Genomic DNA, 19,460 nt, shown 5'->3' with positions numbered 1-19,460 from the left:
ATTGAACGCGATGAATAAGCACGTAAGTCCAGAAGATTGCTGCTTGATCGTCATTCCATGCCTTAACGAGCGAAACTACATTGGTGCGCTTCTGAACGCTCTGAGCATGGAACTTCAAGCTCCGGGCTGGCGCATTGTCGTGGCCGATGGCGGCAGCAAGGACGGCTCGCAGGATATCATTAAGGCCGCCTGCGCCATCGATCCGCGCATCATCTTCCTTGACAATCCGAAGCGCCTGCAAAGTGCGGCGATCAATCTTGCAGTGGCACGCTACGGCCGTGATTTTGAATATTTGGTGCGCATGGACGCGCATGGACAATATCCGAAGAGTTATTGTCAACAGCTAATTGCTGATGCCGAGATGACCGCGGCTGCCTCCGTCGTCGTCGCCTTGGAGACGACCGGTTTCAATACGATCCAGAAAGCAGCCGCGATTGCCCAGAACTCCAAGATCGGCAATGGCGGTTCTCCGCATCGCAATCTGTCGACGGGTGGTTACGTCGATCACGGACACCACGCCTTGATGCGCGTCAGCGCCTTTCTCGCCGTCGGCGGCTACGACGAAACCTTTTCCCATAATGAAGATGCCGAGCTCGACTTCCGCCTGAGGAAGGCTGGCTACAGGATCTGGATCAGCGGCAGGACAAGCATGGTCTATCATCCGCGCGCAAGCGTTGGCGCACTGTTTTGTCAATACCTCAATTACGGCCGCGGACGGGCGCGCAATATCCGCAAACACAAGACAATGCCAGCTTTGCGCCAAATGCTGCCGCTTACAGTCGCGCCCGCCGTTGCCGGCACCGTGCTCGCGCTGTTTTACTGGGCGGCGATCGTTCCAGCTTTCGCCTGGGCGTTTACCTGTATCGGCTATGGCTTTTATCTTCGCGTGCGCCAGCAGATGCCCCACGGACCATTGGCCGGACTGCTTGCTATGGTCATGCATGTAGCCTGGTCAACCGGTTTCTGGCTCGAGATGCTGTCGCTTGGTCCAAGAAGGAGCGTCTCATGAGCCGGCCACTTCTCATCGAAATTGCCGTCTGCACATACCGGAGGAGCTCGCTCAGCGACACGCTGGCGTCGATTGCGGCGGTTGCGGTACCTGAGCAGGTTAGGCGGGTGTCGCAATGAACGAGTTCATAGGCATAGGCAAGGCAAAGAAGATGCAGGAAGCAATACGCCCCTATCTCGGTCAGCCGGGCACGGCCAAGCAGCCTGAGGCCGGCGATGAAAGGTTCATAGACGTCGACCGCCTGATACAGATCGCCAGGCGTCAAGCAAAGCTCGTGGTCCTTTTTGCCGCCATTGGCCTGCTGCTCGGCGTTACCCGGCTGGTGTTTGCAACCTATTATTACACGGCAGGCACTAGCGTCCTCATCGATGACAATCTGAGCCGGTTTGCTGGAGACGTTTCACCGGCGCCTGCAAACATGGAATCTGACAAGAAGATCATGAGCCAGGTGGCGATCTTGAGGTCGAGCTCGCTTGCAGCAAAGGTGGTGGATAGGCAGCAGCTTTACGAAAAGCACGAATTCGTCAACCCTCCACTCTCGGTCACCCAGCAGATCAAGGGCCTTGCCAAGATGGCGATGGACGTGTTTGCCGGCAAAGGCACGGAGATGGCAGATGCCGATAGCCTCGACGCGCGCAAGGGCGCTGCCGTGGCAGTTCTCATGGAAAATCTGAGGGTCGAGCAGCAACCGCAGAGCTTCGTGATCGATCTCTACTACACGTCGACAGACCCCACCTTGTCGGCGCAGATCGCTAACGCCTATGCCGAGGCCTACCTGTCAGACAAGCTCGATGCCAATTTCGACGCGTCGCAAAGGGCGACGGTCTGGTTGCGCGCTCGGCTGACCGATCTGAAGGACCAGTCGCAGGAAGCGGCCCTGAAGGTCGAACGCTACCGCACCGAAAACGGCCTCACCTCAGCAAAAGGTGCCCTCTTGTCGGAAGAACAGCTCTCCGACATCAGTGGCCAGTACATTTTGGCCCAGGCGGACAGCGCCAAGGCGCTTGCGCTTTACAACCAGTACAAAGCGATCGTCGCCGCCGGCCAGCAAACTGCGGTCGACAATGCCGCAACCGTCTCCGAGCAGCAAGGCTCGACGGTCATTGCCACGCTCAGAGCCCGCTATCTGGCGGTCACCAAACGGGCCCAGGAGATCGAAGGCCGTTTCGGTCCCGAACATCCGCAGGCAATCACGCTGCGCAGGGAGCAGGACGACATTGGACGGCAGATATTTCTAGAACTCAAGCAGATGACCGAAAGCTACCGCAATCAGTATGAGGTTGCGGTCTCGCGCGAGGCATCGCTGAAGGAGGGACTGTCGAGGATCACCGGACAAACCTCGGCGGCGAATGAATCGCTCGTGCAATTGAAGGACTTGGAACGCAACGCCGAAGCCATTAGCGACCTCTACAAGACCTATCTGACGAAATATCAGGAAACGGCCCAGAACCAGTCGTTCCCGATATCAGAAGCGCGCGTCATCTCGCCTGCCTCGCCGCCGACCGAGGCATCCAGCCCCAAACGCACCTTGACGCTTGGTGGCTCGCTGATGCTCGGCGCGATCTTCGGTATCGGACTTGGCCTGTGGCGCGAGATTAGGGAAGGCACGTTCCGCCTTGGTGAGGAATTTACGCCGTTCGGCCTGAAGTTCTTGGGTTACCTGCCGCCGATCCCTGGGGCCACGCGTCCCTCCCCCGATGACGAAAGGAAGCTGATCGCCAATCCCGATGTCGAAACCATGCGGTTTGCGGTCAAGTCGGGCGGCACCAAATTTACCGAGACCTTACGGCATGCAAAGATCGTGACCGACACGATGCTTGGCAGCCAGAACTGCAAGGTCATCGGCGTCGTCTCAGTATTGCCAGGCGAAGGCAAGACGACGATCGCGGCAAATTTCGCGACGCTCGTGGCATCCAGCCCAGCCAAGGTGCTGATGATCGATGCTGATCTTAGACGCGGATCACTAACGCAGGGTCTTGGCATCCGCTTTGAAACCGGCTGGACAGAGGCGCTGGCTGGAACAACGAAATGGCAAGACACTCTGGTTGTCGATCCACAGACGGGTGCGAGCCTTCTCGCGACGCCGCGCCAAGTGAAGGTCTTCAACACGAGCGAGCTGATCTCAGGTCCTTCCATGGCAACTCTGTTAGAAGAGGCCCGCTCCATGTTCGACTATATAATCGTCGATCTTCCACCAATCGGGCCGGTCTTTGATGCCAAAGCCTTTGAGCCGTTGGCCGATGGTTTCCTGCTCGTGTCGGAATGGGGAGCCACACCGCGGGCCCTTTTGAAGTCAACGCTTGAACAAGAACCGGCGATCGCAGCAAAATTGCTGGGCGTTGTGCTCAACAAGGCCGATCAGGAGAAACTTTCTACCTATGGTGGGCTTGGCAGTTCCGAAAAGCTCTATTCCCGGTATGCGAGCTACTACCTCGAGCATGGCGAGCCGATCATGAAGGCGCGAGGCCGCAGACGGCGAAAGGCGCGCGTGCACCTATCGAAGGAGCTCTAACGAGACGCGCAAGAAACACTGATCCGATGCAACGTTGGTGTGAAGCAACCCCCTGGTTTGCGCCATGCCCATCTTAATGACAGTCACCAGTTCCGGAGCGTTTGAAATGAAGATCTTAATCACAGGAAATATGGGCTATGTCGGGCCTGCTGTCGTCTCTCACCTGCGCCGTGAGATGCCTGACTGCTTGCTTGTTGGCGTCGATACTGGCCTTTTCGCGCATTGCCTCACCCAAGCAAACCTGCCCGAGCGTTTGCTTAATAGTCAGGTCTTTGCCGATGTCCGCGACCTGCCCGCCGAGCTATTCGAGGGCGTCGATGCGGTCGTGCATCTGGCAGCCGTTTCCAACGACCCGATGGGCGGCCGCTTTGAGGCGGTGACCGACGAGATTAACCACCGTGCTACACTGAGAACAGCCGAACTCGCCGCCACGATGGGCGTAAGAAGCTTTGTTTTCGCCTCCAGCTGCTCCATGTACGGATTTGCTGAGGGCGGCGCGCGCACCGAAGCAGATGAGCTTAATCCTCTGACCGCCTATTCGCGTTCGAAGGTTGCGGCCGAGACCGGGCTTGGCGAGATCGCCCGCAACAGCCAAATGAGGGTCAGCGCGCTGCGCTTCGCGACTGCCTGCGGCTTTTCAGGGCGCACGCGGCTCGATCTCGTCCTTAACGATTTTGTGGCCTCGGCGCTGAGGACCGGACGGGTTTCGGTCCTCTCTGATGGCACGCCCTGGCGGCCGCTCATTCATGTCAACGACATGGCAAGGGCAATCGAATGGGCGCTGCTCAGGCAGGATGGCGGAAACTTTCTGGCCGTCAACGTCGGTTCCGAAGACTGGAATTATCAGGTCCGCGAGCTCGCGGAGGCCGTCGCCGCCTCGGTTCCGGGGACGGTGGTCGAAATCAACAAGGACGCGCCACCGGACCGGCGTTCTTATCGGGTTAATTTCGATCTCTACCGGAGCCTGGCACCGGCCCATCAGCCAGAAGTAACGCTTGCAGGCGCTATTGCCGATCTGAAAACCGGCCTTGATGCGGCGGGTTTGAAGGATCCCGATTACCGCTCAGCGCAACTCGTGCGGTTGAACGTGCTCACACAGGCGATCGACGGCGGCAGCCTTGGCACTGATCTGCGCTACACGGCCAATCCGTCCGACCGTAGTTTCATTCCTGGTTTCAAGGACCCCGCTCATCGGACGCGCGAAGCCATGCCTGGCTGAACCGGATCATGTGACACAGTGACTTAAAGCCGCGTACGGCGGGTAACGCTTCAAATGACGAGAGGACGCAATGAAAGTTGTCATTTTTGCAGGAGGCTACGGGAGCCGTCTTTCGGAGGAGACTACACTTCGGCCAAAGCCTATGGTCGAGATCGGCGGGCGACCGATCATCTGGCATATTATGAAGATCTATTCGCACTACGGCTTCAACGACTTCGTTGTGCTTGCCGGTTATAAAGCGGATTACATCAAGGACTACTTCATCAACTATGCGATGATAAACAGCGACTTCACAGTCGACCTAGCGACAGGCGAGTTCAAGTGGCTCCGCCGCGCGTTGGAGCCGTGGAAGATCACCGTGCTCGATACCGGACTGAACACGATGACTGGCGGACGATTGAGGCGCGCCCGCGACGTCATTGGCGATAGGCGGTTCCTTCTGACCTATGGCGACGGTGTCTCCGATACCGATATCGCCGCGACCATTGAGCTTCATGAGAGGGACGGAAACTGGATCACGCTGACCGCCGTCAGCCAGCCGGGCCGCTATGGCGCGCTTGGCCTGTCTGACGACGGAACTCGTGTCCATGCCTTCCGCGAAAAACGCATTGGCGATGGCGGTCTGATCAACGGTGGCTTCTTTGTCTGCGAGCCTGAAGTCTTCGACCTCATCGAAGGTGATGACACCGTCTGGGAAGAGGGGCCGATGGAAAGAGCGCTTCACATGGGCAAGGTTGGCTCGCATTGGCACCAGGGCTTCTGGCAAAGCATGGATTCGCTGCGAGACAAGATGGTGCTCGAAAAGGCCTGGGAGAGCGGCAATGCGCCATGGAAGCTCTGGGACCCGACACCGGGGTGAACCGAACCGCTGACGAGTGACACGTCGCCTCTGCGGTTTGACCCGCCCGACCGAAATTGAATAATACCGTCTGTTCAATGGAATATTGCCTGCGAACTGCGCGAACTACAGAACCAATCTGTATCACAATGTTACACTAAGTATATTTCGATTATAACGGATCTTTTTCTATTGCCTTTTCGAACGCTTTAGTTACTAATTTCTTAACATTCTGCTTTCGGGGAGCTTCATGATGAAGCATGATGTCGAATTAGCCGATGCCTCTATTTTCTCACACTACACCCAGTGGCGGCCAATGAGGCCACTAGGCGGGTTGCGCAAGAGGGTGTTTGACGTCGTCGGCGCCCTCATTCTGCTCGTCCTGTTTTCCCCACTCTTCTTGCTGATCGCGATCGCCGTAAAGCTTGATGACCGCGGCCCCGTTCTTTTCGGTCATCAGCGCGTTGGCCACAACGGAAAGTCATTCCGTTGCCTGAAATTCCGAACCATGGTTACCGAGAGCGATGCGCGGCTTGCTGCCTATCTCGCCGAAAATCCCGTCGCCCTTGCTGAATGGGCAACGACCCGCAAGCTGCGTCACGACATCAGGGTAACCGCCACCGGAAAGGTGCTGCGAAAACTCAGTCTCGACGAGTTACCACAACTGCTCAATGTCTTGCGCGGCGATATGAGCCTTGTTGGCCCGCGTCCAATCATGGGCGAAGAAATGGCCCGTTACGGTGATAGCGGAAGTCACTACCTCCGCTCGCGCCCAGGTCTTACCGGCAAGTGGCAGGTGAGTGGGCGAAGCGACACGACCTACGAGGAGCGCGTTCAGCTCGATAGCCAGTATGTTGAGCACTGGTCCTTCGTGGGCGACGTCTGGATCATTCTGAAAACCGTGCCGGTTGTCCTGTTCGCGCGGGGTGCCCGCTAGCACGACGACGCCTTTGCCCGGCAAAGATAGGGAAGAACCATGAGGTTAGTTCGTCAGCTTTCTCCTGCCGCGCGTAACGCCATTTACGCGCTACCGCGGCTGTGCCTTGCAACGCTTGCCGCAGTCGTCTGTCTTGTTCAACCGGTGTTGCTCTCGGCTGCGCGCGCCGATCCCTATAAGCTTGGAATCATGGACAAGCTGTCCGTCCGCGTGGTCGAATGGCAGACTGCCGAGGGGCAGTTTCGCGAGTGGCCGGGTATTACAGGCGAATACATCGTCGGTCCGAACGGCGATCTGGCTCTGCCGTTTGCGGGTGAGCTGAAAGCTGTCGGCCGGTCGACCTCGGAGGTGGCGCGCGAGATCGCACGCAGTCTCCAGGAGCGTTTCGGGCTTCCCGATCCGCCGGAAGCTTCGGTTGAAATTCTTGAATTCCGGCCGATTTTCGTAGCTGGCGAAGTCCACACGCCCGGCAAATATCCCTACGATCCGGAGATGACGGTCCTGAAGGCGATTAGTCTTGCCGGCGGCATGCGTCGCGGACTGCACGAAGGTCAGCGCTTCGAACGCGACTTCATTAACGCCAGGGGCAGTTACGAGGTGCTTGTTGCCGAGCGCGCCCGTCTGATGGCGAAGAAGGCGCGACTTGCCTCCGAGGAGGCCGGCAAGGAGAAGATTGCTATCCCCCAAGACCTTGCCGCCATCCCGCAATCGCGAACGCTGATCGAGGATGAAATAGCAATCATGGAAACGAACCGCAACGCGTTCGACCTTCGCCTCAAAGGGCTTGATGAGCTGCAAACCCTCTACAGCAACGAAATCACCTCGCTCAGCAAGAAGGTCGACAACCAGACACGGCAAGTGGACCTTTACAGGAGAGAGCTCGAAAAGACTGCCAAGCTCGTCGATCAGGGTCTGGCAGTCAGCTCCCGGGCGCTGGGCCTCGAGACGACGCTTGCCGATACCCAGAGCAACCTGCTTGACCTCGATGCTGCCTCGCTGCGCGCCAAGCAGGAGATGAACAAGGCCGCACTCGACACGATCGACTTGAAGAATGAGCGCAAATCGAAGATTGCGCTCGATATGCAGGAAACCAAGTCGCAGCTGGACGAAAATGCGCTGCAGCTCCAGATGTACCGGCAACTGATGGCTGAGGCGCTGGTGAATGCGCCAATGGCCTCGCAATTGACCGGAAGCGACGCTGCCAGGCTCATCAGCTATTCGATCGTGCGAACGGTCGCAAGCAAGATCCAGGAGATTCCAGCGACCGAAACAACGCCCGTTCAGCCGGGAGACTTGGTCAAGGTCAGTGTCACCAACGAAAAATCATAGGACTTGGGGTCGGCAGATCGGCATGCGTATCAGTATCAACGCTTTCTTATCGCCTGGACAGAACGCGCCCTTTGCGATCGCTGCTATGGTCGCGACGATGTTTTTCATCGCCTATGCGCAGCTGTTTGGCTCTGTCTTCATTTTGTTGTTCTATCTGGTGTGGCTGCCTCTTCTTGCCATGGACCCGCGCGCAGTCATCGGCGATCCACGGCCTCTCTATTGGATTTTTGCCTTTTCCATCTTTGCATGTCTGTCCTTTTTCTGGTCTGCGGTTCCGGGGCTCAGCCTGCGCGGCGGGCTGCAATATCTTTCAACGATTGTCTGCGCGTTGGTTGCCGCACGGGTCGTGCCTGTAAAGGCGATGATTTTGGGCATGAGCCTCGGCGCATCGCTGGTACTGCTCTACTCACTGATATTTGGACACTTCAGCTACGACCCTCTTGATGGCGTCTACAGCTTCATCGGCGCCTTCGGATCGAAGAACCAACTCGGCATGTTTGCCGCGCTCGGCGTCTTTGCCTCCTTCTCGGTGGTCTTCGTCCTGCGCGTGCAGATGATCTGGCGCATCCTGGCCCTTATGTCAGGCGTCTTCGGCGTCTTTTCGCTACACACCGCCCAGTCGGCGACCTCCACCATCACGATCGCCGCAACGATTGCCGTAACGGTCGCTGCGGTCTTTCTGAAGCGGTTCTCACCGCGGCACCGGACGGTCCTCTTCCTGTCGATCGTTCCGGCAGCAGCCGTCGGACTCCTGATTGCATTGAGTACCGGGCTGTTCGGCGCGATCCTCGGCGCCTTCGGCAAGGATGCGACGTTGACAGGGCGGACGTATCTTTGGCAGCGAGGTATCGAAATCGCCCACGAACAACCTATCTTCGGCCTCGGTTTTCAGGGTTTCTGGGTCCAGGGCTTTTCTCAACCGGAGGTCCTGTGGCAGCAGTTCTATATTGCATCGCGTGCAGGCTTTCACTTTCATAATACCTACATCGAGGCCGCGGTCGAACTTGGCTATATCGGACTGATCCTGCTCAGCGCCGTTATTCTTGGCCTCCTCGCTGGATACCTCAGACGCCTCCTGTCGTCGGGCGCGCGAAACGAGGATGTGGTCCTCTTCGGTCTCGTCATACTGTTCATCGGTCGCTCCTTTTTCGAAGTCGATTTCCTGAATCAATACACGATCGGATCCTTCCTCATCTACTACTGCGCCGGGGCACTCACCAAACCGGTCGCTGGAACGGTAGGCAATGCCTCGGTGCGGTTCTATCCTCAATTCGCTGGCAGTGAAGGTTTTCATGTGCCTCGCCGTGGCGGTCACGGGTGACCGATCAGGATGACCGCTTACAAAACAAGCGAAGCGACAGATGGAAGGTATTGTCACAGTCGATTTTATGCACCTCATTTGCTGCGCGCCAGAGTGCAATCTCCTTTGGCTCGTGCATCTCCAGGGCTAGCTCGTCATCGCCACAGTTTGCGAACAGGCCGGGGTCTATTCGCGACTGCATCTGTTGGCGACATTCTTTCATTTGCTCGCTGCAATTGCCGACAGCCTCAAACGGCCTCTGCATAGAATGCAGCTAAGCTCTTTGATAGTCAGCTATACAGAGGATCGACAATATCTCAATAATAAATTGGATTCTACGCTAAGCCATTATTGACTCGCATCACCTTAACTATAACATAGCTTTAGTTCTTCTTAGGATTTCTTTCGCGTTGTGGAATGTACAATGTCTTTGCCGCTTGTCGCTGTTGTGACCCCGACGTATAATGGCGGACGGTTCTTGGCTGAAACGATGGAATCCGTTCAGCAGCAAGATTGGCCAAACCTTGTTCACGTCGTGCTCGACAACAATAGCAGCGACAATACCGAAGAAATCGTCTCCGCCTATTTGAACAAGCGCATCCCTGTCCTTCGCTTCCGCAATGAAAAGACGCTGGATCAGCGTGAAAACTGGACGAAAGCTTATCGCCTGGTACCACGGGACGCTGTCTATGTGCGCTATCTCTGCGACGATGACACGATTAGCCCGACGTCGATCTCCAAGATGGCGGCACTCGGCGAAACCTTTCCCAATGTCGGGGTCATTGGCAGCCTTCATGACTGCGCGGGTGCTGTTCAAGATTTCTTCTGGCCACCCGGCAAGCCGGTTTTCCCCGGCAAGGACGCCATGCGGATGGCGCTGCTGCGTCAGGGCATTTTAATGCCGGTCCAGATGATGTGGCGCCGGCGCGTGACTGACTCGCTCGAACCTCTTTTTGCCAGCGCCATGGACGGCAGCTGGGACCTCGATACGGTTTTCCGGATGCTGGCGATCAGCGATTTCGGTTTCGTGCATGAGGCACTCGGCTTTACCCGTGTACACGAGAATACGGTCACTGCCTTGCATTATGCCGGCAAAACTCGCGCCTGGACGCGCGATGGCCTTGATCTGATCATGCGCCACGGTCCAGTCGCCTTCGGGACCGACTACCGCCACCAGCTTCTCGCGTTTCGCCGCTATTATGTGCGCCGCATTCTGACCTGGTGGCGCGAAGATCGCGGTCGCGAGCATCTGCAACCCCATTTTGATGCACTGGCAAGAGCCGGCTTTGGTGTCAACGGCATGCTTGTCGTCGATGCCGTGCTGGACTGGATTTACGTCAAGCTTGGCATGCGCCGCGCCTGGACCGGATATCCGGGCTGGCAATAGGCGGCAAACGTTTCGACGACATGAGACTGGAGCATGAGGCTCCCGCTTGGAGGGGTAATGAGTGATCCCGCATTTGAAGGAAATCTGGCATCTTCTGCCATGGGCGCCTTGCCGATGAAGACTGCCAGTTTCCGGTCAATCGCCGAAGGCCTGAACGGTCGCCCCCTTGCCGAACCTCTACTTGAGGCAGCAATGCAGCGATACAGCCGCCCGCAACCGCCAGCTTCGGAGGTGACAATCGCCTTCGGACTCGATACCGCTTACCTGCCGCATGCAGCTGTTGTGCTGGCATCTCTTATCGCTAACGCGCCGGGCGCAAAACTCCGTTTTCTGATCGTCCATGATGGCATTCCCCCCCAAGCCCGTTCGACATTCGAACGCTCTGCTGAAGGACACCGGTTTGATTGGCTCGAGATTAAAGGCTCAAGTGTCCTTGCAATGCCCGGCAAACGCCATATCAGCCGCGCCGGCTACTATCGTCTGATGCTTGCCGAGCTGGCCCCGCCAGATATCGATCGAGTCCTTTATCTCGATGCCGACCTCGTCGTCATGGGTGATATTCGGGAACTCTATGCCTCCGATCTGGGCGAGCATGCAATCGGCGCGGTCTGCGACGTCGGCATGGACGGCGAGGTGTTCGCCAAGCGTTTTCAGCTGCACCCCAAGCGTCTTGGCTACTTCAATTCCGGTGTACTGTTGATGGATCTCACCAAGCTGCGCGCCAGTGATGATCTTTCCAAAGTCATCACTGTTTTGGAAACGCGCATCGACGATATGGAGTATGGCGATCAGTGCGCTCTTAACGTTGTCTTCTGGAGCCGATGGAAACAGCTTGACATATTGTGGAACGTCCAACGCCGAATGCTGATGCCGCAGGAAGGCAAGCCCTGCTATGCAACTGCAGCCGAAATGAAAAAAGGGCGCCGGCCAAAAATCATCCACTTCACGGAGCACAACAAACCGTGGTCGACGGACGGATGGCATCCGTTGATCTGGACCTATTACCGCTATTTGAAAAAGACCCCGTATCGCGCGCAGGTCCTCAAGCTTGGCGAGGTCCATTTCGTCAAGGATCTGCGTCGGAAAATCAAGACCATCGTCAACTGGTACCGGTTGCAGGCGTGAGGCGGACCTGGTTTTCCAGGCGCACATGCTTGATTATGATGCGCGGCGGTGCAACGGCGCCGGTTACACCTTGCACAGATGGGATGGTCCATGTCTGAAACGTCGCTAGCAACGGCACTTCGTAATGGCATTGCCTGGAATACCATCAACGCGATCTTTTCGCAGAGCGCCGGTTTTGTCATCTTCCTGGTTCTTGCACGCATGCTGGAACCGGCGGTCTTCGGGGCAGTCGCGCTCTCTGCTGTTATTGCCGACTTCATCGCCAATGACGGCCGCTATGCCGGCATGGATGCGATCCTGCAGCGTGGTGATTTCGACAAGAAGAGCTTAAACGCGGCTTTCATTTCCCTGTCTTTGGTCGCCTCACCCTTCGCGCTCTTTCTGGTCATGGCTGGGCCTTTGATCGCTGGCTTTGAGAACGCGCCACTGGTCGGTTACTATATGCCGATTTTTGGCCTTCTTTTGCTCTTTACGCCGTGGCTGTCGGTGATGGATGCCCTCATAATGCGCGAACTGGGCTTCAAGACGTTTGCCAAGCGCAATATGATTTCGACGCTTGCGGGCGGTATCGCCGGCATCACGCTGGCGTTCTCACCGCTGGCGATTTGGGCGCTGCCTGCTCAGCGCATTGTCTCGACAATGGCCGTTGTTGTCTTTGAGTTCCGTCATACCGGTTGGCTTCCCGGGCGTCATACCAAAAAAGGCGCGTGTCGCGAAATTCTTCGCCGCTTCCTGCCTCTATGGATGGTCGCCGCCATTAACATATCCATGCAGCGCGCTGCCGTGCTGTTCTTCGGCATCCGCTTCGATGGCGCGACCGTCGGTCTGTTCCGGGCTGCCGACAGGATCAGCGAATCGCTGCAAAATCCCCTGGTCAGCCCGCTCTTTGCGCTTTGGTTTCCGTTGATGAGCAAGGTGCGCGGCAACCTTGCGGCGGAACGCGAAGTGTTTACCGCCATCATCCGCACCGCTGCCTTCGTGACACTGCCGGCCTTCACCGGACTGATTGTCGTCGCCGATGATGCGGTGGCGTTGCTGTTGCCCTCGTCCTATGCCGGGGTCGCGCCCATTCTTCGCGCTGTGGCGATCACCTCGCTGATGATCCCGATCGTCTGGTTTAATCCCATTGCAATGAACGCGCTCGGCTTGAACCGCATGTCGCTGCAATACTCCATCATCGTTGCCTTGACTTCTATCGGTGCGCTCGTCGTCATACCGACAAGCACGCCGGGCGCGGCGATTTTGGTGATGTCGTCGCCGGCGCTCGTCTATGGGGTGATCGGCAATGTCTTGTTACTGCGCCGGCTGAACCTGCAGGCGAAGGTGCATTACATGGGGCTCGCGCCGGCCGCGGCGGCGGCCCTCGCCATGGGCGTCGTCGTATATTATGTGCAAGCAACAGCAATGGTTGGGATGCAATCTTCCTTCCGCCTCGCTATCTCGGCGAGCCTTGGCATGGTCATCTATTTCGGCTGGCTCACCTGCTTCAGCCGAAGCTGGATGATCGAACGTATCCAGCTCCTGCGTGGCCAAGGCAGATGACGCACAGCGTCACAGACAGGCGATAGCCTCGACGCAAGCTTCACCGCCTATCCTTCTCTCATGCGAAAGCGGGAGAGCGACATGAAGAAAACGACGTTGCTGAATGCCACCGGGCTTTCCGTGCTCCTCTGGCTTTTTATCCTGCTCGCGGTCGTCTGTCTGCTGCGCTAGCGCAATCAGAAAGGATCGGCGCGCCAAAAGCTGCTTCCGGCTCGCCTTTTTAATCACCGGATAGAAATCTGCAGATTATCTGCTAGAATAATCTTGAGGCATTTATGTCTCATTATCCAGAGAGCGTAACATCCACAGCCGAAAATCGAAGTTTTTATCTGGTCTTTAGTAGGATATGTCTTCATATTGTTAGCGCCTCCACAGGTGGTATAGTGATGTTACTCAATGATACCGTATTTCCTGCCGTTCAGGCAGCATCAGTCTGCGTTCTGGACAGGCTTTTGGTCTGCGAGAGCGCTGAGCTATCATTTTTGTACTTTCACTATGAGGCTCGCTTCGTCCTTATCATGCGCGCAGCGGGTGCGCCGGCAAGGTGCGAAATCATTGAAGATTTCGAGGAAAAAACCGGGGCGGCCGCTGACAATTACTTCCGCGACTTTGCAGCGGCTGTGCTCGAAGTCAGATCCAGTGAGCTCGGACTTTATCTGACATCCGCAATTTCTCCGGCAGAGGGCTTGGCAAATGGTGCGGTCGGGATCGCAAGGCGTGCTGGGCGACAGAGCGACGCGCTGGCCCTGGAAAAGCTGACCGCCGCAAGCTTCCTGATTGGCCAGTTACTCAAAACGTTCACCGAGATCGCAAGCGATGTACCGCAACACGACGCCCTGCCCGGACTTGTCTTACATCGAGCCCTTGACGCGCTGACCATCCTTTTTGATCTGCGGGTATCTTCGCTGCGCAGTTTCGACGGCATTGAAGCTTATCGGGAACGACTGCTGATCCTGATCATCGCGCTGTCGACGATGGCAGCGAGCGCACAAGAAGCAGAGGCCGTCAGTGTCGAGATCGCAGGCGGGGCAGCAGAAAGGTCGGTGACTTTCATCCAGAAGAACGCCACACTAATGTTTCCATTCATGAGCGGTCGGGACGCCGCGATCCTAAGGCGCGCCGTCAATGGCCTTGGCGCGCGGCTATCGGTCCAGCGTGATAACCAGACCAATATTACCCGCGTCCAACTCGTGATTCGCTAGTGAGGGCTGCAACGGCTGCTTACTCGCACAAGCACGGTCCTGAACCGCGCCCGCCATCAGCGGTCTTCTCAATGATCGAGCTGAAACCTTTCAGCCTGGAACAGACCACCAATCGCGCGGACCAGAATTTTCAAATCACCCAAAAAACTCCACTGCGCGGCGTAGGAAGCAGCCGCCATTTCCCCGTTCCTGACACCGTCAGCCGTGGCGCGGCAATCGTTGATCATGCCTGGTCTACAGAATTGTGCCGACACGTTGCCCCTTTTTACATAACCGCGATCAACAGGCAGCGATGGCGGACCAACGAAGCTCATGTCACCGAAGAGCACGTTGAGAAGTTGCGGCAGATCATCAAGCCCTGTTCGATGAAGAACTCGTCCAACCGGCGTTAGCAAAATATCGTCCTTCAACGTTTCCGTCATGATCCAGCTTGCAAGCTCGTCTGGATGGCGCGACAGATGCTGGCCAAGCCGGAGGCGCCAGTCGACCGGCAATTTCCGGAAGCTGTAGCAGTCAAACGCCTCTCCCCCGGGTGATCGCCGTCTTTCCAAGTGAAGGATCGGTCCGCGATCGGCCAAACGAACAAGTAACGCGATCGCAATCATCAGCGGCAGAAGGCAAATGATAGCCACACCCGCCAGAACGACGTCAAAAATCCGTTTCTGTGCACCGCCCGCAGGCTGCGGGATGTGTCGATCGCCGTGATCACGCGAGGGATTGGCAAATTCGGCATCGTATTTCATTTTGAGGCCTCCACAGCGTTGGCCATTTAAATCGTATTGATTAGTATTTTCAAGCAGAATCTTATGTATACCTCGAAAGCATGAACTACGTCCTGGAATACCCTACGTTACTGTAGGTAGCGTTACGTCACGATCGATTTGCACGAGCACATTCATCTGGCGCATAGACTTCTGATTTTTGCTGATGATTCACTATCTTATATTTTATGAGCTTCTATCTTTCCGGTTACTGACAGCTTTTCGCCATTTATCGCAAAGGTCGTCATGAAAAATCGTGTTTAATGACTTTTTAACGATGACATCTTTTTGACATCTTGTCTGTTGAAGGTTTCCGGCGACGCATTAAGCATGGAAACACTGCAACAAAGAACTCAGTTATCTCTGATTATGCGAAGTATTGCGGGACGATGGAAGAAGGTCCCAGATCAGAGTGTGCGTCGTGAGGCCGGAGGGGAGTTCATGTACGCACCCAGGGTGTTTGTTTCGATGGCCGCCGTGCTCATCGCTTTCTTTTGCGCGATATTGTGGATGCAAGGGTCCGTCCTCAGTGCGTTTGCCGATAGTCTTTTATGCGCTGTCCTGATCCAGAGCGGGTATTTTCTCGGGGTCCTGTTTCTGGTCTGGCACGAGGACGTGTCCAGGCCTTCTCGCGCTCTTGATATTTCGAGCCAGGCGGTCGGTCCCCGATCCCGATGAGGTCACGATCCTTCCGAGCAGCCCCAAATATGGCTGTTCAGATTGGTCGAGAGGCGAGGTGTCATCGGCTCTCGCGTGATGAAAATCTGCGCCGCTTTGCACGCTGCAGAATTGACTTCGCTGCTCAGAGGTCAGATGAAGGAGCGTTAGTTCATGCGTGGCGGCGGTTGGTGAGATGAAAGCCGGATGAGCAGATTGTTTGTCGACGCCATTGTCGTTGGCGCAGGCGTCATCGGTCTGGCGGTTGCCCGCAAGCTCGCGCTTTGCGGCCTTGAAACCATCATTCTCGAGCGCGCCAATGCAATCGGCACAGAAACCTCATCCAGGAACTCGGAAGTTATCCACGCCGGTCTTTATTACCCGCAGGGTTCGCTGAAGGCGACGGTCTGCGTCGAGGGCCGGGCAGCGCTTTACAACTACTGTACCCGCCGCGGCGTGGATGCGCGACGGGTAGGCAAGATCCTGCTTGCCGCAAGCCCCGAGGAATTACCCAAGCTTGAAGCGATCGCTGCGGCAGCCAAACGCAACGCCGTTTTCGATGTCGTTCCGCTCACACCGAGCGACGTCGCCGACCTCGAACCGGAGCTGCACTGCGCCGGCGCGCTGCTCTCGCCATCGACGGGCATCATCGACAGTCACGGCTACATGCAGGCGCTGCGCGAGGATTTCGAGGCCGCCGGCGGCATGCTCGCCTTCCACACGCCGGCTATGGCAATCAGGTGCGGTGGTGCGCGGATCGGCCTGACCACGGGCGGAGCGGAACCCACCGAAATTGAGGCCAGCTTCGTAGTCAATGCCGCCGGCCACGGCGCCCCCGGCCTTGCGGCAAGAACAGCGGGGCTTTCCCCCAAGATGGTGCCGCCACAGTGGTACGCCAAGGGCAACTACTTCGCGCTTTCCGGACGCCAACCCTTTTCGCACCTCATCTATCCAATGCCCGACCATGCCGGCCTTGGAGTCCACGCAACACTCGACCTCAACGGGCGCTGCCGTTTCGGGCCTGATGTCGAATGGGTCGATGAGAATCATTCGCTCGATGTTGCTGCCTCGCGCGCGGAACAGTTTTATGACGCGATCCGCCGCTATTGGCCAGGTTTGCGTGACGGCGCCTTGCAACCGGATTATGCCGGGATACGGCCAAAGCTTCACGACGCAACCATGCCGATGCCGGACTTCCGCATCGACGGGCCGCAGCTGCACGGCGTCAAAGGTTTGGTCAATCTGTTCGGGATCGAGAGCCCCGGTCTGACAGGATCGCTTGCGATTGCGGATATGGTTGTGGTCGCACTTGGAGTTGCAAGCGACAAAGAAGCACCCCACTCTGATCGATAAGCGGTTCTCGTGCTCTATCTGCCTGAAAAAGCTACACGCGGCCGTGTTTAGTGCGCGGAGGGAGCGGGATCTCCTCCACCCGACGTGCGGGCCTAGAGAGTAAGGCGAGCAACCACGAAAGCCATCACATGGGCAAGGTACGCCAAGGTCGCGTATCCGAGCTTTCCTTGCAGCCGGCATAATCCGCAATCGACGTCTTCTCGCACAGTGCCACTGCACGTGCCTCGGCAATGCTGGAATTAATAAAGATCGGAATCCGATCCTTCCGAGGCATCGTATCGAGTTAAAGCTTTTGAGTACACTGTCGTCAGTATTATAAATTTATGCTAGTAAGCCACTTTTGTTACACGTAATGATCGCAGAGAATATTGATTAAATACCCATTTCGAACACATCACAAATGATACATTTTTCCATATACATAACGTGATTGAACACTATTTCTAACTTATGATAGTAAATAAATATTGCAAGAACTTCAAAACCATGATGCCGCTTCTTTCGTGAGAGTCATTGGGATTTTTTAATCCAGAAATCGTCTTGAACCCCACGCCCGCATACTCTTTTGCATTGAATGCATTGCAACATATCGCATCATAGCTAACATTGTGACGGGGCCGCAATGATTTCAGGGCGTATTGATGACATGCCAGGTGACACCGATGTCCTCATCGTCGGATCCGGACCCGTCGGCCTCACCCTTGCCAAAGAGCTTCGACAGGCCGACAAGCGCGTGCTCGTTGTTGAGTCGGGCGGGTTAGACCCATCTGCGGCTTCGAACGAACTCGCCGGCGCCTTGATCCTGCAGCCCGCCACCCACGACGACGTACGCATCTGCGTCTCGCGTCAATTCGGCGGAACAAGCAACCTTTGGACTGGGCGATGCCTTCCCTTTGATCCGATCGACTTTGAAGATCGATTTCCCGATGGGCGGTGGCCTATTTCCTATGACGAGATACGGCCGTTCTACGACCGTGCCGTTGAATACGCCAACTGCGGCCAGGGTTTCGTCGATAAGGTGCCACTTGCGTCGGTAGACGCCAGTTTCGAACTAACGCACCTTGAACGTTACAGTCGTGATCCGAAGCTGTTTCGCGCGAGCCTTCAGCAATTCAGCGAGGATAGGGGACTGACAATCCTGCTGAACACCACCGTCGTGGATCTGGTCCTGACGGAAAATAGCAGCGTCAGCCATGTCGTGGCCCGTCACAAAAACGGTCTTGCCTATCGCATTTCATGCAGACGCGTGGTTCTTGCCTCAGGGGGACTGGAAGCGGCGAGACTTCTGCTCAACATCCAGCGGCGTCACCCGCTGATGTTTGGCGGACCCCATGGAGCGCTCGGCCGTTATTACATGGGCCATCTTTTCGGGCATGTTGCTGCGCTCAGATTTTCGAACAGACCGGCCGAGGCACTTTTCGACTTCCGCCGGGACGAAACAGGCGCATATGTGCGCAGACGCATCGTGCCGAGCGATACGCTAATCAACCAGCATCATTTGCCGAATGTGGCGTTCTGGCCCGACGTGCCGGCCCTTTCAGATCCGCAGCATGAAAGCGCCTTTTTGTCCGCCGCTTACCTTGCCTTGAGCTTTCGTCCACTCGGTCGGTACCTCACGCCTGAAGTCATCCGCCGGCATCATGCAAGCCGTCTTGATGCAATCGCCGGCCATCTCAAGAACCTCGCCGCTAACCCGACCGAGATTGTCAGGCACCTACCAGGCTATCTGCGCAATCGCTACGGGCGAAGCGCCAGGAAGCCTGGCTTCTTCGTCAATAACAGCCGTCGGACGTACAGGCTTGCTTTCCATGCCGAACATTTCCCAGACAGGCAAAGCCACGTGCGCTTGTCTGACAGTGTCGATGCTTTCTTCGTGCCGCGGCTAACGATCGACATGCGCGTGCCTGACGAAAATATCCGTGCACTCGTTCGCACCCATCGTCTCCTGAATGACTGGCTTGAAAAAAATTGCTTGGGTGAACTCGATCTGAATCGTAATGACGATACGCTTGCAAGTGCCATCGCTACGCGTATCCGCCATGGCACGCATCAGATTGGGCTGACACGGATGGGAACGAACCGCAACGACGCCGTCGTCGACGGGAACTTGAAGGTCTTCGATCTTTCTAACGCATATATTGCGAGTTCTTCTGTCTTTCCGACGTCGAGCCAAGCCAACCCAACATTGACAGCAATGGCCCTTGCCATTCGCCTCGCGCAGCACATCATCCAGCCGGCACCCTAGCGCTTCTCTTCTGGTGCATACCTCCGAGGACCTAAAGGGTTTCA

General features: G+C 56.6%; 15 protein-coding genes. 14 read left to right on the top strand and 1 reads right to left on the bottom strand.

What is annotated here, in order from left to right:
• Positions 1 to 10 precede the first annotated feature (10 nt).
• The 12 genes from ISN39_RS26335 to ISN39_RS26285 all read left to right on the top strand — a co-directional run bounded on the left by ISN39_RS26335 (position 11) and on the right by ISN39_RS26285 (position 14,400).
• Entirely contained in the window at positions 11 to 1,009 is a 999-nt protein-coding gene (locus ISN39_RS26335; RefSeq protein WP_194731072.1) for a glycosyltransferase family 2 protein, read from the top strand.
• Positions 1,006 to 1,128, top strand: coding sequence for a hypothetical protein (locus tag ISN39_RS37700; RefSeq protein WP_257788117.1), 123 nt, complete (start codon positions 1,006 to 1,008; stop codon positions 1,126 to 1,128). Before ISN39_RS26335 ends, ISN39_RS37700 begins: the two co-directional genes overlap by 4 nt.
• Positions 1,125 to 3,521 (top strand): polysaccharide biosynthesis tyrosine autokinase, encoded by a 2,397-nt coding sequence (locus ISN39_RS26330; protein ID WP_246763437.1) that lies wholly within the window; start codon positions 1,125 to 1,127, stop codon positions 3,519 to 3,521. Before ISN39_RS37700 ends, ISN39_RS26330 begins: the two co-directional genes overlap by 4 nt.
• 106 nt (positions 3,522 to 3,627) lie before the next feature.
• On the top strand, positions 3,628 to 4,740 hold the full coding sequence (locus tag ISN39_RS26325; protein ID WP_074072016.1) for an NAD(P)-dependent oxidoreductase: 1,113 nt from the start codon (positions 3,628 to 3,630) through the stop codon (positions 4,738 to 4,740).
• Between the two features lie 70 nt (positions 4,741 to 4,810).
• Positions 4,811 to 5,599, top strand: a complete 789-nt coding sequence (gene rfbF, locus ISN39_RS26320) for a glucose-1-phosphate cytidylyltransferase (protein WP_194731071.1) — start codon at positions 4,811 to 4,813, stop codon at positions 5,597 to 5,599.
• A gap of 229 nt (positions 5,600 to 5,828) precedes the next feature.
• Positions 5,829 to 6,515: a sugar transferase gene (locus ISN39_RS26315; RefSeq protein ID WP_269466874.1), complete on the top strand. Its 687-nt coding sequence runs from the start codon at positions 5,829 to 5,831 to the stop codon at positions 6,513 to 6,515.
• Between the two features lie 39 nt (positions 6,516 to 6,554).
• Positions 6,555 to 7,844: a polysaccharide biosynthesis/export family protein gene (locus ISN39_RS26310; RefSeq protein WP_083635976.1), complete on the top strand. Its 1,290-nt coding sequence runs from the start codon at positions 6,555 to 6,557 to the stop codon at positions 7,842 to 7,844.
• A 22-nt stretch (positions 7,845 to 7,866) separates the two neighbouring features.
• Positions 7,867 to 9,165 carry an O-antigen ligase gene (locus tag ISN39_RS26305; protein ID WP_074072020.1) on the top strand — a complete coding sequence of 433 codons (1,299 nt, stop codon included), beginning with the start codon at positions 7,867 to 7,869 and terminating at the stop codon, positions 9,163 to 9,165.
• A 403-nt stretch (positions 9,166 to 9,568) separates the two neighbouring features.
• Positions 9,569 to 10,531: a glycosyltransferase family 2 protein gene (locus ISN39_RS26300; RefSeq protein WP_074072023.1), complete on the top strand. Its 963-nt coding sequence runs from the start codon at positions 9,569 to 9,571 to the stop codon at positions 10,529 to 10,531.
• A 57-nt stretch (positions 10,532 to 10,588) separates the two neighbouring features.
• Positions 10,589 to 11,656, top strand: a complete 1,068-nt coding sequence (locus ISN39_RS26295) for a glycosyltransferase family 8 protein (protein ID WP_194731070.1) — start codon at positions 10,589 to 10,591, stop codon at positions 11,654 to 11,656.
• Between the two features lie 90 nt (positions 11,657 to 11,746).
• Positions 11,747 to 13,198 (top strand): oligosaccharide flippase family protein, encoded by a 1,452-nt coding sequence (locus ISN39_RS26290; RefSeq protein ID WP_194731069.1) that lies wholly within the window; start codon positions 11,747 to 11,749, stop codon positions 13,196 to 13,198.
• A gap of 386 nt (positions 13,199 to 13,584) precedes the next feature.
• On the top strand, positions 13,585 to 14,400 hold the full coding sequence (locus ISN39_RS26285) for a hypothetical protein (protein ID WP_156886603.1): 816 nt from the start codon (positions 13,585 to 13,587) through the stop codon (positions 14,398 to 14,400).
• Positions 14,401 to 14,468: 68 nt separating this feature from the next.
• Here the strand turns inward: ISN39_RS26285 and ISN39_RS26280 are convergent, their stop codons facing one another.
• Complete coding sequence (locus ISN39_RS26280) at positions 14,469 to 15,143, bottom strand: sugar transferase (RefSeq protein ID WP_194731068.1); 675 nt, start codon at positions 15,141 to 15,143, stop codon at positions 14,469 to 14,471.
• 882 nt (positions 15,144 to 16,025) lie between these two features.
• On the opposite strand from ISN39_RS26280, the gene ISN39_RS26270 reads away from it, so the two are divergent.
• On the top strand, positions 16,026 to 17,171 hold the full coding sequence (locus ISN39_RS26270; protein WP_074072030.1) for an NAD(P)/FAD-dependent oxidoreductase: 1,146 nt from the start codon (positions 16,026 to 16,028) through the stop codon (positions 17,169 to 17,171).
• Between the two features lie 622 nt (positions 17,172 to 17,793).
• A complete protein-coding gene (locus ISN39_RS26265) occupies positions 17,794 to 19,416 on the top strand; it encodes an FAD-dependent oxidoreductase (RefSeq protein WP_194731067.1) in 1,623 nt (540 codons plus the stop codon).
• Positions 19,417 to 19,460 lie beyond the last annotated feature (44 nt).

This window comes from Rhizobium sp. 007 (assembly GCF_015353075.1).
In the GTDB taxonomy this organism is placed as follows: Bacteria; Pseudomonadota; Alphaproteobacteria; order Rhizobiales; family Rhizobiaceae; genus Rhizobium.
Note: the sequence above shows the minus strand (reverse complement) of the source record. Positions and strands in the feature narration are given on the sequence as shown.